Consider the following 23842-nt stretch of genomic DNA (forward strand, 5'->3'; position numbering starts at 1 on the left):
AGTCTAAAGGGGCGTACATCACCGCACCGCCGCCATCGTGAGCGTGTCGACCCTGCAGCCGTCCGGGGCGATGACCTCGAACACGGCGCGCCAGGAAGGGGTCGTCGCGGTCGGGCCAATGTGGGGGCAATCGGTCACGGGAGGATCAACGCACGATCAAACGAGACGTTAGGCCGATCGCGGTGTCTCCGGGGTGAACGGGTGGTGAGCGTTCGTCACACTGCGGCATGGTGAGCGTACGACGCGGCCATCCGTGCGCCGAAGGCTGCGTTGTCACGCACCAGCGCGATGTTGGTCGCCAGCGAGTCGCCGCCGGTCAGCTCGACGATCCGGGCCAGCAGGAACGGGGTGATGTCCTTGCCGCGGACGTCGCGCTCCTCGGCATCTGCGAGGGCCTGAACGATGTGTGCCCCGATCACCTCAGCCGGGATCTCGTCGCCGACCGGGACCGGGTTGGCGATGACCAGACCGCTGGGGAGACCGAGGCCCCAGGTGGCCTTCATGACCGCGGCGGCCTCGTCGGGGCCGTCGATGCGCAGCGGCGCCGCGAAACCGGAGCTGCGGGAGTAGAAGGCCGGGAACTCGTCGCTGCCGTTGACCAGGACCGGCACACCGTAGGTCTCCAGGGTCTCCAGGGTCAGGCCGATGTCGAGGATCGACTTCACTCCGGCACTCACCACCGCGACCTGGGTGCGGGCGAGCTCGGTCAGGTCGGCGGAGATGTCGAAGGACTCACTCGCTCCCCGGTGCACGCCGCCGAGCCCACCGGTCACGAACGTTTCGATCCCGGCCATGGCCGCCAGGCGCATGGTCGCCGCGACCGTGGTCGCGCCGTGGAGACCGCGGGCGACGACGTATGGCAGGTCTCGAACGCTGACCTTGGTGACCTCGGGGTCGGAGGCGAGGAGCTCCAGGTCGTCCGGGGCAAGGCCGGCGCGCGGGATGCCGTCGAGGAGCGCGATCGTGGCCGGGACGGCGCCGTTGTCACGCACGATCTGCTCGACCTCGGTGGCCATCTTGACGTTGTCGGGGTAGGGCATGCCGTGGCTGATGATCGTCGACTCGAGCGCGACGACCGGGCGACCCTCGGCGAGCGCGGCCTCGACCTCCTCGGTGAGCCGGACCTTCACGCCAGCTCCCGCACGAGGCTTTCGCTGAGATCCATCCTGACGGTGTCGTTGGTGCCGCAGGTGAGCGCGGCCGCAGCATGCCCGAACCGCGCCGCCTCGACCAGGTCGATGTCGCGGAGCAGCTCGTGGGTGAACGCGGCGAGCATCGCGTCGCCGGCGCCGGTGACGTCGATGACGTCTGTCGGCACGGCGGGAAGCTCCTGGTAGATGTCGTTGTAGCTGATCACCGAGCCGCGGGCGCCCAGACGGACCCAGACGACGCCGACGCCGCGGTCGTGCAGGGAGTGGACGGCCTTCTCGATCTCCGCGTCGCTGCCGGCAGGCAGGTCGGTCAGCGCGGCGAGCTCGGCCTGGTTGGGCGTGACCAGATAGAGCTCGCGATCGGCGCGGATCAGCTCACGCGCCCGCTTCGCCTTCTGCACCGAGACCGGGTCGAACCCGACCGGCACGTCGAACTCGCGGGCGAGGTCGATCGCCATATCGGCCGTACGTACCGGGATGTTGCCCTCGACGAGCACGCCGCGAGCGCCCTTGATCAGGTCGCGGGCCGCCTCGACGACCAGCGGGGAGAACTCGTCGGTCGCCGCCATGTCGGCCACCGCGACCACCAGTTCGCCGGAGGAGTCGAGGACGGCGTTGTAGGTGCCGGTGCGTACGTCTGCCCGACGTCGGACGTAGGTGCAGTCGACGCCGACGTCCTCGGTGTAGCTGATCACTTCGTCGCCGATCGGGTCGTCGCCGACGACCGAGACGAGCGCCACCGAGTCACCGAGCCGGGCGAGGTTCTCCGCGACGTTGCGGCCGACGCCGCCGGGCGAGATCCCCGCGGATCCGGACATGCTCGAACCCATCACCACCTGCTCGTTCGCACGAGCGTGGAGATCCATGTTGGAGCCGCCGATCACGACGATGTCTGGCGGGGATTGCGGGTTCATCACCTGCATCGTAAGTGGGGTGCCCGGATCGCGCCCCCTCATAAAGTATGAACTTGGTTGTGCGCTCCTGGTTCCTTCAGCCGAGGAGCTCGCGGCCGACCTCGTCGACCGAGCGGCAGCCGACCAGACCGAGGGAGAGGTCTAGCTCGGCGATCATGTGCTCCAGGACGGCCTGGACCCCGGCGGCGCCGGCGAGGGCGAGACCGTAGACGTAGGGGCGGCCGAGGAGCACCGCGTCAGCACCCAGCGCGAGGGCTTTGAGGATGTCGGCGCCGGAGCGGATGCCGGAGTCGAAGAGCACCGGGATCCGGCCGTCGATCTCGTCGACGATGCTCGGCAGGGCGTCGATGGAGGCGATGGCGCCGTCGACCTGCCGGCCGCCGTGGTTGGAGACGATGATCCCCTCGACGCCGTGCTCGAGCGCGCGACGCGCATCCGAGGGCGCCTGGATTCCCTTCAGCACGATCGGCAGATCGGTCATCTCGCGCAGCCGGTCCAGGTCGTCCCAGATCAGGTCGGATCGGGAGAAGACGTCGAGGAAGGTCTCGACCGCGGCACGGGCGTGACCGGAGCGAAGGTTGTCGACGAGCCTGCCGGGGTGATGCTGGGCCATCGAGGCGACCGCCGACAACGCCGAGGGGAGCTCGCGCAGCCCCGGCCGCACGTTCGTCCCGGGACCCGACGTGATCCGCTGCTCGACGAGCGCCCGGAACGCCGGGTCGGAGGTGTACTGAGCGATCCCGAGGCCGCGGGCGAAGGGCAGGTAGCCCAGGTCGAGGTCGCGCGTACGCCACCCCAGCATGTGCGTGTCGAGCGTGACGACCAGCGCGTCGGAGCCGATGGCCTCGGCGCGGCGTACGAAGGACTCGACGATCGACTCGTCCTTCGACCAGTAGAGCTGGTAGAGCCGAGGGGTGTCACCGAGGTCCTCGGCGACCTCCTCCATGGGGACGGACGCCTGGGTGGAGATCATCATCGGGATGCCGGTCGCGCGAGCCGCGGCGGCGACCTCGTGCTCGGCGCGGGGATGGGCGAGCTCGAGCACGCCGACCGGTCCCAGCATCATCGGCGCCGGCATCTCCACCCCGAACAGGGTGGTGCGCAGGTCGCGGGCCTCGACGTTGGCGAGCATGCGGGGCACGAGCCGGAAGTGGTCGAAGGCCGCCGTGTTGGCGGCGACGGTGCGCTGCTGGCCGGCCCCGCCCGCGACGTAGGCCCACGCCTCGTCGCTCATCGCCTTCTGGGCCGCCTCGGCGAGTGCCGACGGCTCGGTGGGCACCACCGGCCGGTGGCCGAACAGGCCCTTTCGGAAGATCGCGGACTGTAGGTCTCTGCCGATACTCACGCGCCCACCTCCGTAGCGCACGCGCCAAGGTACGGACGCGGGCGCGTGTCATTCTGATGGTTCACTCGCTGTCGCTCGCTCACCCGGCGAAGGCTACTGGCTCAGGCCGGCCGCCGGGCCGGATGTACGACGCGACTCACCTGGCGCCAAGATCCACCGTCAGGTGTGCGGGCAGTGCGGCCCCGGAGAGCGCCGCGATCAGTCGATGACACCGCTCGGTCATCTGGGTCGGCGTCACCTCCGGGTGGTCGAGCCACCAGGTGATCAGCGCGTCGACGGCGCTCATCCAGACGGCGGTCAGCGCGGAGGCGTCGAGAGGGTCGTCATCGCCCACGAGCCTCATCAGCTCGCCCACCCCCTCGACGGCGAGACGGGTGATCCGGTCGGTGTAGACGGCGCGGGCGGCCGCGACCTCACCGTCGTCGGGCGCCGACGGGTCGAAGAGGAGCCGCCACAGCCACGGCTGCGGCTCGAGCGTTCGGAAGAGACCGTCGAGCGTGCGCAGGCCCCGCTCGAGGCCGACCGAGTCATCGGCGGCGACCCGCTCCATCTCGGCGGCGAGGGTCTCGGCGCCGTAGTTGAAGCTGGCCAGGAAGAGGCCCTCCTTGGAGCCGAAGTACTGATAGACCAGCGGCTTCGAGATGCCGGCATCGGCGGCGATCCCGGCGACGGACGCCTTGGCGAACCCCACGGTGCCGAAGACCTCGCAGGCGGCTCGGACGATCTGCAGCTCGCGGTCGGCGCGCGGGACGCCCTTGGTTCCTGCGTTGGCCCGTGACATGCCCAGAAGTCTAGCGACGGCATATGACCCTGAGGTAACTTACTCCAAGGTCATATCTCAGGAGGTCCCCCATGAACGACATTCTCGACCCGATGAAGAACCCGTTGACATACGCGATCCCGTTCTTCGTGATCGCGATCCTCATCGAGCTGGCTGCGCTGAAATGGCTCGATCACGACGACAACCTCGCCGGCTACGTCTTCAAGGACGCGCGCACCTCGATCCTGATGGGCTTCGGGTCGATCGTGTCGATGACCGTCTTCAAGGTGCTGGCCTTCGGGATCTATGCGGCGATCTTCGCCTATGCCTCGCTGTGGCAGATCCCGGGCACGTGGTGGGGCCTGGCGATCTCGGTCCTGCTCGTCGACCTCGCCTACTACTGGAACCATCGGTTCGTGCACCGGACCAGGGTCGGCTGGGCGGCCCACCAGGCCCACCACTCGAGCGAGTACATGACCTTCGCGACCGCGCTGCGGCAGAAGTGGAACCCGTGGTTCGAGTTCTTCTTCTTCCTGCCGCTACCGTTCCTCGGCATCTCCCCGGCGGCGATCTACATCGCCTTCTCGATCAACCTGGTCTACCAGTTCTTCGTGCACACCGAGACGATCGGGAAGCTCTGGCGACCGCTGGAGCTCGTGCTCAACACGCCCTCGCACCACCGCGTCCACCACGGCTCCGACCCGGAATACCTGGACAAGAACTACGCCGGGATCCTGATCGTCTGGGACCGCCTCTTCGGCACCTTCCAACCGGAGCGCCAGCGTCCGACGTACGGCCTGACCTACAAGGTCGACACCTACAACCTGATCCGCCTCGAGTACGGAGCGTTCCGCGAGCTCTGGAACGACGTACGCAGCGCAGACGGCTGGCGGCTCAAGCTGAGCTACCTCTTCCGGCCGCCGGGGTGGGCGCCCGAGGAGCCTATGCGGTCTTCCGCCGCCCCAGAATCTGCACGATGAGGAGGCCGAGGAGGCCCACGCCTACGAGCACGAAGCCCGGCGCTGCCACCTTGACGAGCTGCTGGCCCTCAGGGGAAGCGGGCTCGCTGAAGCTCACCTGCTGAGGCTCAGGGGCGATCACCTCGGGGAACTCCTTGGCGATCTCCGCCTGGAGCTTGTCGGTGTACTCCTGGACGCGCGGCTGGGTCCCGGCGGCGAGGATCGTGTCGCCCTTCTTCTGCACGAAGAAGTAGTAGTCCTCGTCGTCGGTCAGCGACTTCTTCTGGCAGACACCGGGGTTGAGCGCGACCTGGAGATTGCTGCCGCCGGTGACTCCCTTGAGCGCCTTGACCACGGTCACCGGGTAGACCACCGGGCCGCCCTTCTTGGTGGCCTTTCCAGGGCCGGTCACCCGCGCGTGGAAGACCATCGGCTCCTTGACCGCGTCGCTGAGCACGAACGCAGGGCACTTCGCGGGAGCCGTCGCAGGGCCCGCCGATGCCGGGGCTGGGCTCGTCGTGACCACTGCGGTCACCGCAAGAGCGAGGGCAGCGAGGAATTGGGGGACGCGGCGCATGCCGAAGATCAAACCAGTCACAGGCCGAAGACTCCAGCCAGGACCCGCGCGACACCGTCGTCCTCGTGGCCGGGAGCGACGTGAGCGGCACACGCGGTGACGCTCGGGTGGGCGTCCGCCATGGCGTACGACCTCCCGGCCCAGGTCAGCATCGGCAGGTCGTTGGGCATGTCACCGAAGGCGATCACGTCGGCGGCGGAGATGCCGAGCTCGGTGCAGACCAGCTCGAGCGTGGAGGCCTTGGTGACCCCGGGAGCGCTGATCTCGAGCAGCGGGAACGACGAGTGGGTCACGTTGACCCGGTCACCGACGACGGCCACCGCGGCCGCCAGCAGCTGGTCGGCGTCATCGTCGTCGTGACGGCGGCCGAGCAGCTTGATCAGCGGCTCGTCGGAGAGCTCCTCGATCGGGGCGACCCGCCTGGCAGGCCGGAGCGCGTCGGAGAAATGGGACGTGAACGCGGGCTCGCACGACCATCCCTCGAGCGACTCCGTCGCGAAGACGAGCCCGGGTACGTTCTCCTTCAGCGTCGCCGCCACCTCGGCGGTCAGGGACGGCTCGATCAACCGGGTGAGACGTGGCTGATCGGTGGCGACGTCCCAGACCAGAGCGCCGTTGGACACGATCGCCAGCCCGACGCTGCCGATGTGCTCGAAGAGCACGCGGGTCCAGCGCAGCGGCCGGCCGGTCACGAAGATGACTGGTACGCCGATCTCCTCGAGCTTCACGAGGACATCACGGGTGAAGTCAGAGACCGAGCCGTCTGCTCTGACCAGGGTCCCGTCCAGGTCGGTGGCGACGAGCTTCGGCGTACTCATTCTTCCATTCTGCCACCGGACACCGGCCTGGCCATCACCAGATGCCCATCCTCGTCGGCGCCGCGAAGGTCGATGAAGCCGCACTTGGCGAGCACCCGGAGGCTGGCGGCGTTGGCGGGCTCGACCGAGGCCCGGATGCGTACGCCCTCCTCGTCCGCGCATGCCAGCAGGCCCTTGAGCGCCTCGGTCGCGAACCCCCAGCCGCGAGCCTCCTCGACCAGGCCGTAGCCGACCTCGGCCTCCGGTTTTCCGTCCGGGGCGACTTCAGGTGGCCCGAAGAAGCCGATCGAGCCGAGCACGGTGCTGTTGCGCACGATGTAGCGGGCGCTCCACAGGTCGCCCTCCACCCACATCGTCGCCGCGTCCCGGTCGTCCTCACGCGGGAACTGCGGGTGCCAGCCCTGCGGCCGGCCGAGCCCGCCGTTCGGATCGCGGATGGCCTCGACGTCGGTGCGGGTCCACAACGGCAGCGTGAGCCGCTCGGTGATGATGGTGTTGGGAAGGGTCACGAGGGCCAAGACTCTCAGAACAGCACTCTCAGAACCAGCGGAATAGTTCCAGCGCCGCGCCGTCGTCGGCGACATGGGCCGTCACGGCGTCGGCCACCATCTGGACCTCCTCGGGGGCGTTGCCCATGGCGACGCCGCGACCGGCCCACTCGAGCATCTCGATGTCGTTGCGGCCATCACCGATGGCGAGCACTTCGGCCGGCTCGAGGTCGAGCTGGTCGCACACGTAGGAGAGGCCAGAGGCCTTGGAGACACCGACCGGGGTGAGGTCGAGCCAGGCGGTGTAACCAACCACGTAGTCGATCCCGTGCAGGCCGAGCTCGCGCCCAAGGGCGATGAAGTCCTCGGGGCTCGCATCGGGGTCCCGGATGATCACCCGGGAGACCGGCTCGGCGACCATCTCGTCGATCGGCGCGATCAGGTGGTCACCGTCGAGCTCGCCCTCGGGGAACGGCCGGTTGAACCGATAGCCCAGTCCGCGGTTCTCGACCGCGACCAGCACGTTCGGACGCCGCTCCAGGATCTTCTCCAGCGCAGGACGGGCGTCGAAGGTCTCCTCGTGCACGACGTCGACGGGCGGGTAGCGAAGCACCACCGCCCCGTTGGAGGCGACGATCCACAACCGCTCCGCGGCCTCTTCCGGAATCCCGAGGAGGTCGGCGATCCCGGTCATCGAGTGGGCCGAACGGCCGGAGGAGAGCACGACATGCGCACCGGCTTCGTACGCCCGGCGAACCGCGTCGCGCACCTTGTCCGAGAGCGCCTCGGACGGTGTGCCCCTGTCCTCGACCCAGCGCAGCAGGGTGCCGTCGATGTCGAGCGCGACGAGCTTCGGCTCCCAGGCGGACTCGCCGGGCCAGGCGGTGGTGCTCTCGGTCGTGCTCACTTCTGGATCGGCTCCAGGACCTCGCGGCCGAGCCACTTCTGCAGCGCCTTCGGCACCCGCACCGAGCCGTCGGGCTGCTGATGGGTCTCCAGGACGGCGACGATGGCGCGGGTGATCGCGGTCAGCGTGCCGTTGAGCGTGGCGACCGGGGTGGTGCCACCCTCCGTCCGGGACCGGATGTCGAGGCGACGGGCCTGGAAGGTGGTGCAGTTGGACGCCGAGGTGAGCTCGCGGTACTTCCCCTGGGTGGGGATCCACGCCTCGCAGTCGAACTTCCTCAACGCCGAAGGACCGAGGTCGCCCGCGGCCACGTCGATGACCTGGTAGGCGAGCTCGAGCTTGTCCAGGAACGCCTTCTCCCACTCGAGGAGACGCTGGTGCTCGGCGTACGACTCCTCGACGGTGGTGTAGACGAACATCTCCACCTTCTCGAACTGGTGGACCCGGATGATGCCCTTGGTGTCCTTGCCCGCCGAGCCGGCCTCCTTGCGGAAGCACGACGAGAAGGCGGCGTAGCGCAGCGGGAGCGTCTCGGGGTCGAGGATCTCGTCGGAGTGGTAGGCCGCCATCGGCACCTCCGAGGTGCCGACGAGGTAGAGGTCGTCGTCCTCGATCTTGTAGACGCCGTCGTCGACCTGGTCCAGGAAGCCGGTGCCGGCCATGGCCTCCGGGCGGACCAGCGCGGGGGCGATGACCTGGGTGAAGCCGGCCTCGCGGGCCTGCTCCATCGCCAGGTTGATCAGCGCGAACTCGAGCTCCGCGCCGACTCCGGTGAGGAAGTAGAAGCGGCTGCCGGAGACCTTGGCGCCACGCTCGAGGTCGATCGCGCCGAGCATCCTGCCGAGCTCGACGTGGTCGCGGGGCTCGAAGCCCTCGGCCTCGAAGTCGCGGGGCTTGCCGACCTTCTCGATCAGGACGAAGTCGTCCTCGCCACCGGCCGGAGCGTCGTCGGCGATGTTGGGGATGGCCTTGAGGGCCGCCTTCCACTCCTCCTCGGCGACGCCCTGCGTCGCCTCGGCCTCCTTGACGGCGGCCGCGAGGCCTTTCACCTCGGCCAGCAGCTGTTGCTTCTCCTCGCCTTTGGCCTGAGCGACCTTCTTGCCCATCTGCTTCTGCTCGGCCCGCTTGGCCTCGAAGTCGGCGATCGCCGCGCGCCGGGCGCTGTCCGCGGACAGCGCCCGGTCCACCACGTCAGAGGACGCGCCACGACGCTCCTGCGAGGCACGTACGCGGTCGGGGTCTTCGCGGAGGATGCGCGGGTCGATCATGCGGCAAGGCTAGTCGACCGGGCCACCAGATCTCACTTCAGTAATCGGCCGGTCACCAGTAGACCGGGCTGGTCTTGCCGCACGGGCGCAGGAACGAGCGGTAGACCGTCCGGTTGGGGAAGTCGTAGCGGTAGGAGTCGTTGGTGAAGTAGGTGCCGCTGGTGTAGGTGATGTACGCCGCCGAGGTCCCGTAGGTCTTGGGGAAGCCGGTGTTCGACGCCGTCGAGCGCGAGCGCTTGCTGGGGATCCAGCCATGGATCACCGGGTTCGCGAGGGAGCCGCTGGTGGTGATTGTCGCCTGCCTCCAGCCGGTGCTGCGCTTGTTGGTCACCGTGTAGCGGATCGACTGGCCGCCTCGGACGATGACGCAGGCGTACCAGTTCGCCGTCGCGGTCGCGGAGATGATCGTCCCACTGCCGGACATGCCCGCCTTGATCTTCGACCACGTACGCGACCCGACGATGCCGTCGGCCGCCAGGCCCTTGGCCTTCTGGTAATCCTTCACCCGGGCGGTGGTCGCCGACCCGAACGAACCGTCCGGCTTGAGCCCGCCGAGCACCTTCTGGAGCAGCTTCACGCAGCTGCCGGTGTTGCCGGGACGTACGGTCTTCGGGCTGCTGATCGTGCAGCTGACCGCGGCCTCCGCGGGCGCCGTGCCCGCGTCGAGGCCGACCAGTCCGCTCGTCGCCACGGCCGCCGCAGCGACCAGGCCGCCAATGCGCAGTCGCATCGATGTCTTCACTTGGATGGAGCTCCCTCTGGATCGATTCGCATGCTTCAGCACGCCACGGCGCATTCTCGTGATCCGCGGCGACGCCCGAACCCGTACCTCTCCCGTAGCCCACGAAGGAGCCACGGGAACTGCGCTCACATCGGTGCTCTCCCCCAGGTCTTGACCAGCCCGTTCATTCACTGTGTGGAAGACGTTTCGCGCATACTGACTTATCGTGCTTGACCTCTCCCGCCGTGCCCTGCTGCTCTGGGCGGCTTCGCTGCTCGCCCTGAGCACCCTGATCGGGATCGCGGCGATCAACGCGTGGCCGCTGGTCTCGACGATCGACGAGCTCGGCCGAGACGCGACGGAGGTGACCGCGGAGCACGGCTGGATGCTGAGCTTCTGGCATGTCATCGAGGTGGGCACCGACTGGTATGTGATCGTCGGGGTCGCCGTCCTGATCGCCGCCGGACTGTTCCGCAAGTACCCGCGGGCCGCGGTCTTCGTGCTCGGCGTCGTGGCGGTCACCCTGGTCGTACGCCGCGGGGTGGTGCACTTGGTCGACCGGGACAGGCCGTCGTGGCAGCTGATGTCGTGGTTCCACGAGTCGCCGTCGTACCCGTCCGGTCATGCGACCGGCATCGCCGTCCTGACCGGCGTGATCGCCGTGGTCGTGACGATGTTCGTACGCCGCCGCGGCATCCGCCGCCTCGCCTACGCCGGCCTCACGCTGCTGGTCGTGCTGGTCGCCGCCGACCGGTTCTTCCTCGGCCGCCACTACCCCTCCGACGTGATCGGCGGGATCGTCTTCGCCGCCGGCGCCGTCCTTCTCGGCATGGCGCTCTACACGCCGCTGCCCGCCTCCCACGCGCTGGGGCGCCGGCCGCTGATGGACTCGGTGCGCGGCAACCGCAACATCGCGGTCGTCCTCAACCCGATCAAGGTCGAGTCGGTCGAGCAGTTCAAGACCATGGTCGACGCGATGGCCGAGGAGACCGGCTGGAAGAAGCCGACCTGGCACCTGACCACGATCGAGGACCCCGGCACGGGGATGGCGCGCGCAGCCCAGGCGGAGGGCGCCGACCTCGTGCTCGTGTGCGGTGGCGACGGGACCGTACGTGAGGTCTGCTCCGCCCTGGCCGGCACCGGCATCGCGGTCGGGATCGTCCCCGGCGGCACCGGCAACCTGCTCGCCCGCAACCTCTCCATCCCGCTCTACATCCGCGCCGCGATCGACGTCGCGCTCACCGGGCAGGACCAGGCCATCGATCTGGTCGAGGTCTCGGGCGACAACCTCGAGGACACCAACTTCCTGGTCATGGCCGGGATGGGCTTCGACGCCGCGATCATGAGCGGCGTCAACGAGGACATCAAGAAGCGGATCGGCTGGATGGCCTACGTCCTCTCTGCCTTCAAGAGCCTGATGTTCCCGGCGATGCGGATGGAGATCTCCGTCGACGGCGGGGAGTTCACCAAGCACCGGGCGCGGACGGTCGTGGTCGGCAACGTCGGTTACCTCCAGGCGAACATGCCGCTGCTACCGGCGGCTGCGCTCGACGACGGGCTCGTCGACGTCGTACTCCTCTATCCGCAGCGGTTCTGGTCCTGGCTCCCGCTTGCGTTCCGGGTGCTGAGCAAGCGGCCGCGCACCGACAACCTGATCAACCGGATGACTGGTGCCAGCGTCGTGATCCGGACCAATCACGACCAGCCGCGCCAGCTCGACGGGGACACGATCTCCGAGGGGCGAGAGCTGCGGATGCAGTGCCTTCCGGGGCGCCTGCTCGTCCGCGTGCCACGCTGAACAGCGGTCCCGTTTCGGTCCCGAATCTGAGCGACACGCGACAGGGGAAAAAGTCCCAGCAATCCGGGCATAAAGTCCCGATTCAGGCGTGATTTCGGCGCGTTTGGGATCGATTTCTGCGTCTGACCGAGCCGACTCGCCGACCCAGATGTCTTGTTGAGAAGTAAATGTTCATAAGGTATCTGACACGACTCGGCGTCAGCTGAGTCGGCGTCTTCGCGCTCGGGCTCAATCCAGAATCCGACCGACGACGTGGCATGACCCACACACTGGTCGGATATCCCCCGCGACCAGTGGTCGACTCCCGGGCCGTCCCACCCGCAGCCCGGGTTTGAAAACCGGCACGCTCGGAACGGTTCCCCCGCCACACCCGAGCGTGCCGGCGTCGTTTTGGGTGGATCGGCCGCTCTGGATCAGCGGATCAGCTCTTGGGCTTCGCCTGCTGCACGGCCTCGGCCTCTTCGGGCGACATCAGCTGGGACGACTTCCAACCGCTGATGCTCTTCGCGTACGACCTCGCCTCGGTGCGGCCGTGGATCGAGGTCAGCACGACCCCGTCGCCGCTGTCGTCGAGCAGGGCCAAACACCAGCTCAGATGGCCACCGGCGTCTCCGAACGCGTCGAAACGAACGACCGCGAGGTGACGGAGGCTCATCGCCGACTCGGCACGCAGGGCCGCGACCTCGGCACGCAGCCCGGCGACGTCGGTCGGCAGCGACTCGGCGTCGGCAGGGTCGGGGCGACGTACGCCCCTCGTCTTCTGCCAGACCGCTCCGGCGAGGACCAGAGCGGCGATTGCTGTCAGCAGACTGAGAATTGCAAGAGCGACCACATCGGGCGAATCTAGACTGTCGCTGTGTCCGAGCCACATCGCATCGCCTATCAGGGCGAACCAGGGTCCAACTCACACATGGTGTGCCAGCGGCACTACCCCGAGCTGGAGTCGGTGCCGTGCGCTTCGTTCGAGGACGTCTTCGCCAGCGTCGAGGCCGGTGAGACGTCGCTGGCGATGATCCCCATCGACAACTCCCTGGCCGGGCGGGTCGCCGACATCCACCATTTCCTCCCCGAGTCCAACCTCCACATCATCGCCGAGCACTACCTGCGGATCCGGTTCCACCTGCTCGGCCTTCCCGGCGCCCCGCTCGACGGGATCCGTACGGTCCACTCCCACGTCCACGCGCTGGGCCAGTGCCGCAACATCATCCGGGAGCACGGGTTCACGCCGGTCGTCTCCGGTGACACCGCCGGCGCCGCGCGCGAGGTGGTCGAGGCAGGCGACCCGACGATGGCCGCGATCTCCCCGCCGCTGGCAGCCTCGATCTACGGGCTCGACGTGCTCGCCACCGACATCGAGGACGCCGACCACAACACCACCCGCTTCGTCGTGCTCTCGCCCGACTTCATCCAGGCGCCTGTTGACGCGGGTCCGGTGGTGACCTCGTTCATCTTCAACGTACGCAACATCCCGGCTGCCCTCTACAAGGCGCTCGGTGGCTTCGCCACCAACGGCGTCAACATGACCAAGCTGGAGTCCTACATGGTGGATGGGAAGTTCACCGCAACCCAGTTCCTCGCGGAGGTCGACGGTCACCCCGACCAGCCGGGGCTGAAGCGGGCCCTGGAGGAGCTGGCCTTCTTCACCACCGACGTCAAGCTGCTCGGGGTCTACCCCGCCGACCCGGCCCGGTTCTGAGTGACGTCGAACGACGAGCCGACCGCCCACCTCGGGTTCGCCCGCGTCGACCTCGACCGGGAGCGTCGCACCGGCGACCCGGAGGTCGTGTACGCCGCAGGCAAGACGCCCGAGCAGGTCGTCGAGATCCTTCGCCGACTCCACCAGGCGCACCCCACGCGCGCGGTCCTGGCGACACGGGTCTCGGTCGAGGCCGCCGCCGCGGTCGCCGCCGAGCTGCCGACGGCGGTGCACGACATCGAAGCCGGTGCCGTCACCCTCGGCCCACTACCGACACCGCAGGGCCGAGTGTGCGTGGTGGCCGCCGGCACCTCCGACGGGCCGGTCGCCGCCGAGGCAGCCCTGGCGTGCCGGGTCCACGGGGCCGATGTCGAGCGGATCACCGATGTCGGTGTCGCCGGGATCCACCGCCTGATGGCCGTGCGCGAGCGGCTCGATGCCGCCGACTGCCTGATCGTCGTCGCGGGGATGGAGGGCGCGTTGCCCTCGGTCGTCGGTGGGCTGGTCGGGGTGCCGATGATCGGGGTGCCGACCTCGGTGGGCTACGGCGCCTCCTTCGGCGGGCTGGCCGCGCTGCTGGCGATGCTCAACTCGTGCGCCCCCGGCGTGACCGTGGTCAACATCGACAACGGCTACGGAGCCGGCGTCGCGGCTGCCCGGATCGCGCGGCGTGCGCGAGGAAGCATCTGATGAGGGTCTGGGTCGATGCCTCCTCGGGGGCTTCGGGGGACATGCTGCTCGGCGCGCTGCTGGATGCGGGCGTACCGCTCTCGGTGATCGCCTCGGCGGTCGACGCGGTCGCCCCCGAGCCCGTGCGTCTTGCCACGGAGCCGGTGACACGTGGGGCGCTCGCTGCGACCCGGTGCCACGTCGAGATCGCTGACTCGGTTCGTCACCGCACCTGGACCGACGTGCGCGCGATGCTCGTCGGTGCCGGGCTCGACGCCCCCGTGCGAGAGCTGGCGCTCCAGGTCTTCGAGCGGCTCGCGGTCGCCGAGGGCGCGGTCCACGGGATCCCGCCCGAGGAGGTGCACTTTCACGAGGTCGGTGCGCTGGACGCGATCGCGGATGTGGTGGGAGTCTGCGCCGGCTTCGCACACCTCGGCGCCGACGAGGTCGTGATCTCGCCTGTCGCGGTCGGCTCCGGCTCTGTCCGGGCCGCGCACGGCGTCCTCCCGGTCCCGCCGCCGGCGGTGGCTCGGCTGCTGACCGGCGTACCTTCCTTCGCCGGGGCTCCCGGGCATCCAGCGATGGAGCTGTGCACGCCGACCGGCGCCGCGCTCCTGGCCACTCTCGCGACCGACTACGGCCCACAGCCGCCGATGACGACGCGGACGATCGGCGTCGGGGCCGGCAGCCGAGATCCGGAGGGCTGGTCGAACGCCATCCGTCTGCTGATCGGTGAGGCTGCGATGCCGGCGCGGGAGGATGCGCCGACCGAGCTCGTCGTCGAGGCGAACATCGACGATCTCGACCCGCGCCTGTTCCCCGGGGCGATCGATGCGCTGCTCGCCGCCGGCGCCCGCGATGCCTGGCTCACGCCGATCCTGATGAAGAAGGGCCGGCCCGCCCACACGCTCCACGCCCTCGTCCCGCACTCGGACGCCGAGGCTGTCCGGCGGGTGTTCTTCCGGGAGACCTCCACGATCGGCGTACGCGAGCACGAGGTCGCCAAGCACGCCCTGCCCCGCGAGACGCTCAACGTCACCGTCGGCGGTCACCCGATCACGGTCAAGGCTGCCCGTCTCGACGGCGAGATCGTCAACCTGCAGCCGGAGTGGGACGACGTCGCCCGGGCCGCGGCCGCGCTCGATCGACCGGCGATCGACGTACTCGCCGAGGCCAAGGCCGCCGCGCTCGCTTCACCGCTGGTCGAGCCGGATTCGTGAGGTACGAACGAGTCCGTGTCGAGACCAACACGGCCCCATAGAGCGCGATTCGGGCCGCGTTGGTCTCGACACGCCTCCGCCGCCCTCGCTTCGCTCGGGTGCTCCCGCGGCTCGACCGACGGTTCAGGCGGGATGCGACGATATGGGCCGGATGTAAAGAACTGGAACGGAAACCCTGATGGACACCACCGTCATCGCCCTCGCCTTCGCCGCGATCTTCGTCGTCGAGCTGCCGGACAAGACGTTCCTGGCGACGTTGGTGTTGTCGACGAAGTACCGCCCGTTCTTCGTGTGGCTCGGCGTGGGCGCGGCGTTCGCGATCCAGACGCTCATCGCGGTCGTGATCGGCGGCGTGGCGACGCTCCTCCCGACCGACCTCATCCAGATCATCGCCGCCCTGCTCTTCTTCGGCGGCTCGATCCTGCTGTTCATCGAGGGGCGTCGCCACCACGGCACCGCTACCGAGGAGGACGGCAGCGAGTTCGCCGACAAGGCCAAGGACGTACGCGGATTCCGCCAGGTCGTGGCCAGCTTCATGGTCCTCTTCGCGGCGGAGTGGGGAGACCTCTCCCAGCTGTTGAGCGTCTCACTGGCGGCCCGCTACGACGAGCCGGTCTCCGTCTTCATCGGCTCCTGGGCCGCGCTGCTCACGGTGTCGGGTCTCGCGGTGCTGCTGGGACGTACGCTGCTCCGGTTCATCAAGCTGCACGTCCTGCACTACGCCGGAGCCGTGGTCTGCCTCGTCCTGGGCGTGCTGACGTTGGTCGAAGTGCTCGCCTGAAGGGCATTCGCCTAGGCTGCCGGGCATGGTAGAACTTGGCGCCGACAGCGAGGTCGGTCGACTGCGTACGGTAATGCTCCACCGACCCGGTCGGGAGCTGACCCGACTGACCCCGCGCAACAACGACAAGCTGCTCTTCGACGGAATCCCGTGGGTGAAGCGGGCACAGGACGAGCACGACGCCTTCGCGGCCGCGCTGCGAGAGCGCGACGTCGAGGTGCTCTACCTGACCGATCTGCTCACCGAGACCCTCGAGGTCCCCGAGGCCAGGCAGCGGGCGCTCGACAACGTGCTGGGCGCCCTCACGCTCGGGGACACGCTGCGGGCCTATCTGGTCGGTGCACTCGACGACGCCGGACCCGCCGAGCTGACGGGCCACCTGACCGCCGGCATCCGCAACGACGAGGTCCGCGGCGGCCACGGTCTGGTCACCAGCCTGCTCGCCCACGACGACTTCCTGATCGACCCGCTCCCCAACCTACTCTTCACCCGCGACTCGTCGGTGTGGATCCGTGACCGGGCCACGGTCACGTCGCTGGCGATGCCGGCGCGCAAGCGCGAGACCGCGCTCACCGAGCTAATCTACCAGTTCCACCCGCGCTTCCGCTCCAGCCCCCGCCTGCACGGCGCCCACCTCGAGCACGTCGAGGGCGGGGACGTGCTCCTCCTGGCTCCCGGCGTCGTCGCGGTCGGGGTCGGGGAGCGTACGACCCCTGCCGGCGCCGAACGGCTCGCGCGGCAGGTCTTCGCGGAGGGTCTCGCCCACACCGTGCTCGCGGTGCCGATCGCGCAGGAGCGGGCGACGATGCACCTGGACACGATCGCCACGCTGGTGGACACCGACCAGATGGTGATCTACCCGAACGCGGTCGACTCGCTGGTGGCGTACGCGGTAACCCCTTCGGGCGACGACGGCCGGCTGAACATCGCGGACCCTCGGCCGTTCCTCGAGGTCGCCGCCGAGGCGATGGGCATCGACAAGCTCCACCACGTCGACACCGGCCTCGACCCCGTCGCCGCCGAGCGCGAGCAGTGGGACGACGGCAACAACACCCTGGCGCTGGCACCGGGCGTGGTCGTCGGCTACGAGCGCAACACCCAGACCAACGAAGCCCTGGAGGCGGCTGGGATCGAGGTCATCGCCATCGCGGGCTCCGAGCTCGGCTCCGGCCGGGGCGGGCCGCGGTGCATGAGCTGCCCGATCGCCCGGGACCCGTTGCCCGCACAGCCCGGACGGTAACCCCCGTAGGCGAACATCGTTGAACTCTGTAACCGCCGTCACCTAGCGGCAGCCACCCCACAGCCGAGCGAAGGAAAACCTCGTGACCGAGTCGTTCTTCTCCACATTCACGCCCAAGGAGATCGCGCACATCAGCGCCACCGGCACCCGCGTGCATCTGCCGGAGGGCTGGTCGCCGATCTGGGAGGACACCCCGCCGGACAAGGCCTACATCATCCTCGACGGCACCGTCTCGGTCCGCCGGGACAAGGAGGAGATCGCCCAGTGCGGTCCCGGTGACATCATCGGCGAGGCGGCGATCCTGCGTGGGTCCCTGCGCACGGCCTCCATCGTCGCGCTCACCCCGCTCGACCTGATCCACCTCAGCTCCGACAAGCTGCAGCAGCTCTCCGTCGAGATGCCGTCGTTCGCGAAGGCGCTGGAGAAGGTCGCCAAGGACAGGTTCGGCTCCTGACCCACGACGAGGCCGACGAGAGCGCCAGGACGGGTCGCAGCCGCGAGGCCGACATCGAGCTGACCGAGGCGCTCGCCGTGGTCGAGGCGTTCGTCCTCGGCCAGACGCCGACGCTGACCCGCGCCGAGGTCGCGCGGGCGGCCGGCGTGCCCATGGAGGTCACCGAGGACCTGTGGCACCACCTCGGCTTCCCGCACGCAGACGAGGACGAGGTCGCCTTCACCGAGTCCGATGTCGAGGCGCTGCGGATGTCCCAGGAGCTCATCCGCCTCGGCGTCCTCAGCGAGGACCGACAGGCTGCGCTCGTACGGACCTGGGGGCGGTCCTACGCCCGCCTGGCCGAGTGGCAGACCTCGCTGCTGGCCGAGGTCGCCCGTGAGCGGGGTGGCGACGAGGTCGAGGACCTGCTCTCTCTGAGCGCGCAGGTGCTGCCGCTGGTGGAGTCGCTGCAGGACTACGTCTGGCGCCGCCACCTGGTCAGCGCAGCGCGGCGGATGCTCACCGTCGCCGACGCGTCCGCGGTGCCGCTGGCGGTCGGGTTCCTCGACATCGTCGGCTACACCGCGCGCTCCAAACGGCTCACCGACAAGGAGCTCGTCGACTGGGTCGAGGAGTTCGAGGACACCTGCTCCGACGTCGTCGTCGAACACGGCGGACGGGTGATCAAATACCTGGGCGACGGGGTGTTCTTCACCTTCGAGGACGTCTCGGCCGCCGCCCGGACGGCGCTGGACCTGGCCGCACTCGGAGACGACCGCGACAGCCCGTTCCCGCACGTCAGAGCCGGGATATCGTACGGCGACGTGGTGCTCAGGCTGGGCGACGTCTTCGGCCCGACGGTCAACATCGCCGCGCGCCTCACGACCCTCGCCCGGCCCTCGTCGGTGGTCATCGACGAGAACGCGGCGGCCGCGCTCGAGGCCGTCGACGGCTTCCGGGTCGAGAAGATGCGGCGTACGAGCGTGAAGGGCTACTCCCGGCTGCAGGCGTTCCGGCTTCGCTCCCGGTCCGACTGAACGGGCCGGTCGACCTGGCCAGACTGAATCTGACCAGAAAGGTCGGGCCCGGACGGGTGCTCCCGCGCCAGGCTAGATCGCGAAAGGAGGACCACATGATCGGCACGCTCAACACTCTGGTCAACCTGGTCGAGGCAGAGCTCGACGACGGGCTCGCCGGCGAGATGGACGTGGCTCGGGTCGCCCGCGACCACGGCACCACGGAGTACCACCTGCGCCGGATGTTCTCGGCCCTGGCCGGGATGCCGCTGTCGGAGTACGTACGCCGCCGCCGGATGACCCTGGCCGCAGCAGACCTGGTGACGGGTGCCCCTGACCTTCTGGAGGTCGCGGTGCGCTACGGCTACGGCTCGACCGAGGCGTTCGGGCGCGCGTTCCGTGCTGTGCACGGTTCGGCTCCCGCCGACGTACGCCGATCCGGTGGTCCGCTCCGCACACAATCCACGCTCAGGTTCCGCCTGAGCGTCGAAGGGGGCACCCCGATGGACGTCACCATCAACGACATTCCCGCGCTGCGGCTGGTCGGCCACGCCGCCAAGGTCCCGCTGATCCACGAAGGCGCGAACCCGCACATCCAGGCGCACATCGCCTCGATCGCACCCGAGGAGCACGGCCGCCTCAAGGAGCTCAACGACACCGACCCGCGCGGCATCCTCGCGGTCACCGACTCCCCGTCGCCCGATGCGCCGGAGGGGACGATGATCACCTACCTGCACGGCGTCGCGGTGACGTCGTCGGTCGAGGTGGCCGAGGGGCTCGACAGCATCACCGTGCCGGCCGGCGCCTGGGCGGTCTTCGCATCCAGCGGCCCGCACCCGAAGACGCTACAGCGGCTCTGGGCCTCGACGGCGACCGACTGGTTCCCGTCGAACCCGTGGCGGCTCCGCCCCGGGCCCTCAGTCCTGCGCTACCTCGAGCTCACCGAGACGTACGCGTCCTGTGAGATCTGGATGCCGGTGGAGAAGGGCTGACGGGGGGCCGAATGCTCACCGAGGTAACTCGGTGAGCATCCGCTTCCCTCGTGGAACTCCATGAAGTAGGTGATTGCTGACCGAGGTAACTCGGTCAGCATCCACCTCAGCGGATCGTCACCTGCCGATTGGCGAGACCGGCGCGAGCCGAGCGCACCTCGGGAGTGATCTCGGATTCGTCGGCGAGGGTCTCGTCGAGCAGCTTCTTGAACGCCACCGCCGGCTCCTCGAGCGCCTCGGCGCCGGTGCCGACAGGTACGTCCCAGACGGGAGCGAGCAGGCCGTGGGCACGGAACATGCCGACGAAGCGGGCGTCGGGGACGATCACGTCGTCCCCGGCCACGTGCAGCCGGGCCAGCGCGGTCAGCAGAGCGTCCTCGGGCTCGGGCATCACCCAGCGGAGGTGCTCCTTGGAGCCGACGGAGGTCCAGTACGCGGCCTCGACCGAGGTCAGCCGCTCGGTCGGCAGCACCGACTCGTTGGCGTGCTCGAGCGCGTGCTCGAAGTCACCCTTGTCCTCGACGTCGCCGAGCCACCACTCGAAGCCCTCGTGGACGGTGACGTCCAGGGACGAGCTGGTCACCAGGTCCTGCAGTCGAGGTCCGGCACCGGGAGCGGTGGTCAGACCGAAGACGCCGGACTCACCAGCGGCACGCGCCTCGAGCGCTTGGAGCAGTGCGGCGGCGACATCGCGAGAGACGTCGCCGTAGTTGTGCTGCACCTGCAGCCCGACCCAGACCTCGCCCGAGTCACGCGACATCGCTGGCGCGGCCCCGGGCAGCAATGTGCCCAGCCTGACCGGGGTCGACTCGTAGCCCTTCACGGTCAGCGACACGGTCGCCGACGGCACGAGCTCACGCAGGGCGACCAGGTCGCACTCGCCGGGCAGCCCCTCGAACGGGCGCCCCACGAAAGCACCCCCGGACGCACCGTGGCATGCCTTGTAGCGCTTGCCGGACCCACACGGGCACGCCGCGCGCGGGTTGGGACCGTCCGTCGGGGCCGCAGCCGCCTGACGGTTCTTCACTCGGGACTTCTTGGCCACGGCCAAACCCTAACCTGCCGGGGCCGTTCGACGTGTAACACGTCGTTCGTGGGTCTACTCGCCTTTTATAACGACCGGATAGACCCACGAACGACGTGTTACACGCGGGCTCAGCGGCCGAGCAGCCCCAACATGAACCCCGGCCGGTCGGTGATGACCGCGTTGACCCCGAGGTCGAGGCAGAGCTTGAGCTGATCCTCGGTGTTCACGGTGTAGACGTGGAGGTTGCGACCCTTCGAGGCCAACCGCCGGGCGAGCTTGGGATGGGCGGTGAGCATGTCGATGCCGGCGCCGAGCCACCAGTCCGGGCCGATCGTGTGCCGCAGGAGGGACCAGTTGGCAGCGCGGTCGATGAGCTGGACGACAGGCACGCCCGGCGCCAGCCGCTCCACCCGCTGCAGCGCCGTGAACGAGAAGCTCATCACCCGCACCGGGCTGTCCGGACCCGCCCAGCCGAAGTCGTTGAGCACGTCGACCAGCCTGCCCTCGGTCAGGCCGCCGTAGCGCGTCGGGTGCTTGGTCTCGATGGCCATCTCGACGTGGCGGTCGTAGTCCCGCACGGTCCGCAGCAACCGGTGGAGCGTGAGCACCCCGCGCTTGTCCCGGTCGGGCGCCTCGTCCTGCCCGTCCCAGAACCCGTTCTTCCAGGCCGCGAAGTCGATCGCCTGCAGCTCGGCGAGCGTCATCTCCGAGACCAGCCCGCGCGCCCCGATGCGGCGCAGGTGACGGTCGTGGACACAGACGAGATGTCCGTCCATCGTCAGACGCACGTCGCACTCCAAGGCGTCGGCGCCCGCATCCAGAGCCGCGACGTACGCGGCCAGGGTGTGCTCCGCGATCTCATGACTGGCGCCGCGATGCGCGACCACCTGGGGCCTCATATGGAGATTGTGGGCCATCGGGCAAGCCACGTCGCGCGACACGAGCGACAAGTCACCAGGCCATGTATCCGAAGACCCCGCCTAGAACGGGACGAGCTCGAAACGGCCGATCGCGACGAAGGCTGCCAGAGACCAGAAGACCAGGTCGCCGGCGGCCGAACCCCACTCCTTGCGAATGATGCGGGTGGTCGTCGCACCAGTCATCAGCAGGACCAGCCCGAGGGCTGCGAGCGGCACCAGCCAGGTGGCGGTCCCGGTGACCGCCGGCAGGATCAGCCCGGCGGCGGCCAGCACCTTCATCACACCGATGACCTTGAGGAATCCCGCAGGGAAGTCATCGGCGTAGTGCCACCCCTCGAAGGCGTTGCGAAACCTCTCCTTCGACAGCAGCAGCATCGCCAGCCCGCCGGCGAGATAGCCAGCCGCCAGAAAGATCGTCACGATCCACAAGATGATGTTCATGCCAACCATGACGACGTACGCCGCCCGGCTGTGACATCGGTGGACATCAGCGTGCGGGCGTCAGCGTGCGGGCGTCAGCGTGCGGGCGTCAGCGTGCGGGCGTCAGCGTGCGGGCGTCAGCGTGCGGGCGTCAGCGCCCGCCGGTCACCCGCAGCGTCGTCGCGGTCACGTACGCGGCCTTGTCGCTCATCAGCCAGGCGACGGCCTCGGCGACCTCGTCGGGTGAGGACGCCCGGCCGAGCGGGATCTGGGGTGCCATCCGCGCGAGCCTGCCAGGGTCGCCGGTGTTGGCATGCATGTCGGTGTCGGTGAGACCGGGGGCGACCGCGACCACCCGGATCCCCTGGCCCGCGACCTCCAGCCCGAGGCCCTTGGTGAGCGCGTCGATCCCGGCCTTGGCGGCGGCGTAATGGACGTACTCTCCCGGCGACCCCAGGGTCGCGGCGCCGGAGGAGATGTTGACGATGACGCCACCGCTGCTCCCACTGTTGGCGAGCGCCGACACCGCCGCTCGGGCGACCAGCGTGGGACCGACCAGGTTGACCGCGTACGTCTTCCGGATCTCGTCCGCCGGGGTCTCGGCCAGGGGCGCATAGCGGTAGGTCGCGCCGGCGTTGTTGACCACACCTGTGATCGGGCCGGCGGCCTCGAACAGGTCGGCGATCCCGCTGTCGGTGGTGATGTCAGCCTGGACGATCTCGCAGGAGACCCCGAGGGCTTCGACGGCGGCACGGGTCGACGTGGCCGCTTCGGCGTCGGACAGGTATCCGAGCACGAGCGAGTGGCCCTCGGCAGCGAGCCGATGAGCGATAGCGGCACCGATCCCGCGGGTGCCTCCGGTGATGAGCGTTCGTTTCACACCCGAAGGTTGTCACGCAGCCGCCACGCCACCAACGCCAGTGCCAGGACGCCGGCGAGCGCCCATCCGGCCGGAAAGTGCACCGCGGGCTCGTTCCAGCGCTCGTGGAAGTAGACCAGGTGCGAGGAGAGCAGGCCGGCGTCGACGGAGCGGCCCTCCTGGATGAGTACGCCGATGGCCACCAGCACGGTCAGCAGGGTCTGCATCGCCCAGCCGAGGATCCAGGCGGGCACCCAGGCGACGACGTCGACGGCGCGGCGTACCGAGGTCACCAGCACGGTCACCAGCGCAGCCGCGAGCAGCGCATCGATGACCGACGACGGCAGGTCACCGGCGAGCATCCCGTCGAGCCAGAGGGGTACGCAGACGGCCGGCGCGGCAAGCATCGGCGCCCGCAGCACGTACGGCCCGAGGCTTGCGGTGATCCCGGCGGTCAGACCGGCGCCCGTCGTGATCGCGGCGACAGCGATCAGCTGGGTCGCCATCGAGGGGTTGGTCGTCGCCGGGCCCGCGGCGAACGTCAGGCCGAGGAACGCCGCGCCGACGACCCCGACGCCGGCGAGACCCGCGCTGAGCAGCCGGCGGTCGGGGCGCAGTCCTCCCGCGAGCCCACCGAGCGCCGCGGCGAGCAGCGTGAACGAGACCAGCTCGGCGACCATCGGCGCAAGCAGGAGCGGCTGCGGCTGGACGATCTGCGGCAGGAAGCCGGCGCCCCAACCCGCGGCCGCGACCAGCGGAACCATCCACAGACGCGTCCGTTCAGTCATGCCCGCCACGCTGACATGCGCAGGATGAGACCACGCGGCGAAGCGGGAAACACCAGCCCAACGTCAGGTTGCCCG

Annotated in this window: 26 protein-coding genes; 10 read left to right on the forward strand and 16 right to left on the reverse strand. The window is 69.2% G+C overall.

The features are described 5' to 3' along the window. Positions 1 to 215: 215 nt before the first annotated feature. The 4 genes from ABZZ22_RS16125 to ABZZ22_RS16140 all read right to left on the reverse strand — a co-directional run bounded on the left by ABZZ22_RS16125 (position 216) and on the right by ABZZ22_RS16140 (position 4191). Positions 216 to 1130 carry a pseudouridine-5'-phosphate glycosidase gene (locus ABZZ22_RS16125; RefSeq protein ID WP_354933061.1) on the reverse strand — a complete coding sequence of 305 codons (915 nt, stop codon included), beginning with the start codon at positions 1128 to 1130 and terminating at the stop codon, positions 216 to 218. Then, positions 1127 to 2065, reverse strand: coding sequence for a carbohydrate kinase family protein (locus ABZZ22_RS16130; protein ID WP_354933063.1), 939 nt, complete (start codon positions 2063 to 2065; stop codon positions 1127 to 1129). Before ABZZ22_RS16130 ends, ABZZ22_RS16125 begins: the two co-directional genes overlap by 4 nt. A gap of 76 nt (positions 2066 to 2141) precedes the next feature. Next, entirely contained in the window at positions 2142 to 3410 is a 1269-nt protein-coding gene (locus ABZZ22_RS16135; RefSeq protein ID WP_354933065.1) for an alpha-hydroxy-acid oxidizing protein, read from the reverse strand. 136 nt (positions 3411 to 3546) lie between these two features. Further along, on the reverse strand, positions 3547 to 4191 hold the full coding sequence (locus tag ABZZ22_RS16140; protein WP_354933067.1) for a TetR/AcrR family transcriptional regulator: 645 nt from the start codon (positions 4189 to 4191) through the stop codon (positions 3547 to 3549). A 71-nt stretch (positions 4192 to 4262) separates the two neighbouring features. On the opposite strand from ABZZ22_RS16140, the gene ABZZ22_RS16145 reads away from it, so the two are divergent. Next, positions 4263 to 5150, forward strand: coding sequence for a sterol desaturase family protein (locus tag ABZZ22_RS16145; protein ID WP_354933069.1), 888 nt, complete (start codon positions 4263 to 4265; stop codon positions 5148 to 5150). Here the strand turns inward: ABZZ22_RS16145 and ABZZ22_RS16150 are convergent. Genes ABZZ22_RS16150 through ABZZ22_RS16175 form a run of 6 tightly spaced genes read right to left on the reverse strand, consistent with a single transcriptional unit; the run spans position 5113 to position 9917 of the window. After that, positions 5113 to 5727, reverse strand: coding sequence for a hypothetical protein (locus ABZZ22_RS16150; protein ID WP_354933071.1), 615 nt, complete (start codon positions 5725 to 5727; stop codon positions 5113 to 5115). The two genes, ABZZ22_RS16145 and ABZZ22_RS16150, sit on opposite strands and share 38 nt — an antisense overlap. Then, the gene (locus tag ABZZ22_RS16155) at positions 5724 to 6524 is read right to left on the reverse strand and encodes an HAD family hydrolase (protein ID WP_354933073.1); all 801 of its coding nucleotides are present in this window, start codon (positions 6522 to 6524) and stop codon (positions 5724 to 5726) included. Before ABZZ22_RS16155 ends, ABZZ22_RS16150 begins: the two co-directional genes overlap by 4 nt. After that, positions 6521 to 7033: a GNAT family N-acetyltransferase gene (locus tag ABZZ22_RS16160; protein WP_354933075.1), complete on the reverse strand. Its 513-nt coding sequence runs from the start codon at positions 7031 to 7033 to the stop codon at positions 6521 to 6523. The genes ABZZ22_RS16155 and ABZZ22_RS16160 overlap by 4 nt, the downstream gene beginning before the upstream one ends. 28 nt (positions 7034 to 7061) lie before the next feature. After that, complete coding sequence (locus ABZZ22_RS16165; RefSeq protein WP_354933077.1) at positions 7062 to 7919, reverse strand: HAD family hydrolase; 858 nt, start codon at positions 7917 to 7919, stop codon at positions 7062 to 7064. Beyond that, on the reverse strand, positions 7916 to 9187 hold the full coding sequence (gene serS / locus ABZZ22_RS16170) for a serine--tRNA ligase (RefSeq protein WP_354933078.1): 1272 nt from the start codon (positions 9185 to 9187) through the stop codon (positions 7916 to 7918). Before serS ends, ABZZ22_RS16165 begins: the two co-directional genes overlap by 4 nt. A 52-nt stretch (positions 9188 to 9239) precedes the next feature. Next, entirely contained in the window at positions 9240 to 9917 is a 678-nt protein-coding gene (locus tag ABZZ22_RS16175; protein WP_354933080.1) for a peptidoglycan-binding domain-containing protein, read from the reverse strand. A 217-nt stretch (positions 9918 to 10134) separates the two neighbouring features. Here ABZZ22_RS16175 and ABZZ22_RS16180 point away from each other — a divergent pair, with 217 nt between their 5' ends. Beyond that, on the forward strand, positions 10135 to 11706 hold the full coding sequence (locus ABZZ22_RS16180) for a YegS/Rv2252/BmrU family lipid kinase (RefSeq protein WP_354933082.1): 1572 nt from the start codon (positions 10135 to 10137) through the stop codon (positions 11704 to 11706). Positions 11707 to 12127: 421 nt separating this feature from the next. Here ABZZ22_RS16180 and ABZZ22_RS16185 read toward each other — a convergent pair whose 3' ends face one another. Next, entirely contained in the window at positions 12128 to 12538 is a 411-nt protein-coding gene (locus ABZZ22_RS16185) for a DUF4446 family protein (protein WP_354933084.1), read from the reverse strand. A 24-nt stretch (positions 12539 to 12562) separates the two neighbouring features. On the opposite strand from ABZZ22_RS16185, the gene ABZZ22_RS16190 reads away from it, so the two are divergent. From ABZZ22_RS16190 to ABZZ22_RS16225, 8 genes are all read left to right on the forward strand, one after another. Continuing rightward, the gene (locus tag ABZZ22_RS16190; protein WP_354933086.1) at positions 12563 to 13402 is read left to right on the forward strand and encodes a prephenate dehydratase; all 840 of its coding nucleotides are present in this window, start codon (positions 12563 to 12565) and stop codon (positions 13400 to 13402) included. Then, positions 13403 to 14092, forward strand: a complete 690-nt coding sequence (gene larB, locus ABZZ22_RS16195) for a nickel pincer cofactor biosynthesis protein LarB (RefSeq protein ID WP_354933088.1) — start codon at positions 13403 to 13405, stop codon at positions 14090 to 14092. It abuts the gene before it with no gap. Next, positions 14092 to 15291 carry a nickel pincer cofactor biosynthesis protein LarC gene (gene larC / locus ABZZ22_RS16200; protein WP_354933090.1) on the forward strand — a complete coding sequence of 400 codons (1200 nt, stop codon included), beginning with the start codon at positions 14092 to 14094 and terminating at the stop codon, positions 15289 to 15291. The genes larB and larC overlap by 1 nt, the downstream gene beginning before the upstream one ends. A gap of 178 nt (positions 15292 to 15469) precedes the next feature. Further along, positions 15470 to 16072 (forward strand): TMEM165/GDT1 family protein, encoded by a 603-nt coding sequence (locus ABZZ22_RS16205; RefSeq protein ID WP_354933092.1) that lies wholly within the window; start codon positions 15470 to 15472, stop codon positions 16070 to 16072. A 25-nt stretch (positions 16073 to 16097) separates the two neighbouring features. Continuing rightward, positions 16098 to 17312 (forward strand): arginine deiminase, encoded by a 1215-nt coding sequence (locus ABZZ22_RS16210; RefSeq protein ID WP_354933094.1) that lies wholly within the window; start codon positions 16098 to 16100, stop codon positions 17310 to 17312. Positions 17313 to 17394: 82 nt separating this feature from the next. After that, on the forward strand, positions 17395 to 17766 hold the full coding sequence (locus ABZZ22_RS16215; protein ID WP_354933096.1) for a cyclic nucleotide-binding domain-containing protein: 372 nt from the start codon (positions 17395 to 17397) through the stop codon (positions 17764 to 17766). A gap of 77 nt (positions 17767 to 17843) precedes the next feature. Further along, on the forward strand, positions 17844 to 18782 hold the full coding sequence (locus tag ABZZ22_RS16220; RefSeq protein WP_354933098.1) for an adenylate/guanylate cyclase domain-containing protein: 939 nt from the start codon (positions 17844 to 17846) through the stop codon (positions 18780 to 18782). A 95-nt stretch (positions 18783 to 18877) separates the two neighbouring features. Next, positions 18878 to 19753: an AraC family transcriptional regulator gene (locus ABZZ22_RS16225; protein ID WP_354933100.1), complete on the forward strand. Its 876-nt coding sequence runs from the start codon at positions 18878 to 18880 to the stop codon at positions 19751 to 19753. 106 nt (positions 19754 to 19859) lie between these two features. On the opposite strand, the gene ABZZ22_RS16230 is transcribed toward ABZZ22_RS16225, so the two are convergent. The 5 genes from ABZZ22_RS16230 to ABZZ22_RS16250 form a co-directional block, all read right to left on the reverse strand. After that, positions 19860 to 20798 (reverse strand): DUF5926 family protein, encoded by a 939-nt coding sequence (locus ABZZ22_RS16230; protein WP_354933102.1) that lies wholly within the window; start codon positions 20796 to 20798, stop codon positions 19860 to 19862. Positions 20799 to 20908: 110 nt separating this feature from the next. After that, complete coding sequence (locus ABZZ22_RS16235; RefSeq protein WP_354933104.1) at positions 20909 to 21679, reverse strand: glycerophosphodiester phosphodiesterase family protein; 771 nt, start codon at positions 21677 to 21679, stop codon at positions 20909 to 20911. Positions 21680 to 21760: 81 nt separating this feature from the next. Next, entirely contained in the window at positions 21761 to 22141 is a 381-nt protein-coding gene (locus ABZZ22_RS16240) for a DoxX family protein (RefSeq protein ID WP_354933106.1), read from the reverse strand. Between the two features lie 130 nt (positions 22142 to 22271). Then, entirely contained in the window at positions 22272 to 23000 is a 729-nt protein-coding gene (locus ABZZ22_RS16245) for an SDR family oxidoreductase (RefSeq protein ID WP_354933108.1), read from the reverse strand. Beyond that, positions 22997 to 23767, reverse strand: a complete 771-nt coding sequence (locus tag ABZZ22_RS16250; protein ID WP_354933110.1) for a hypothetical protein — start codon at positions 23765 to 23767, stop codon at positions 22997 to 22999. Before ABZZ22_RS16250 ends, ABZZ22_RS16245 begins: the two co-directional genes overlap by 4 nt. Positions 23768 to 23842 lie beyond the last annotated feature (75 nt).

Source organism: Nocardioides sp. NPDC006273 (assembly GCF_040613495.1).
Lineage (GTDB): Bacteria > Actinomycetota > Actinomycetes > Propionibacteriales > Nocardioidaceae > Nocardioides.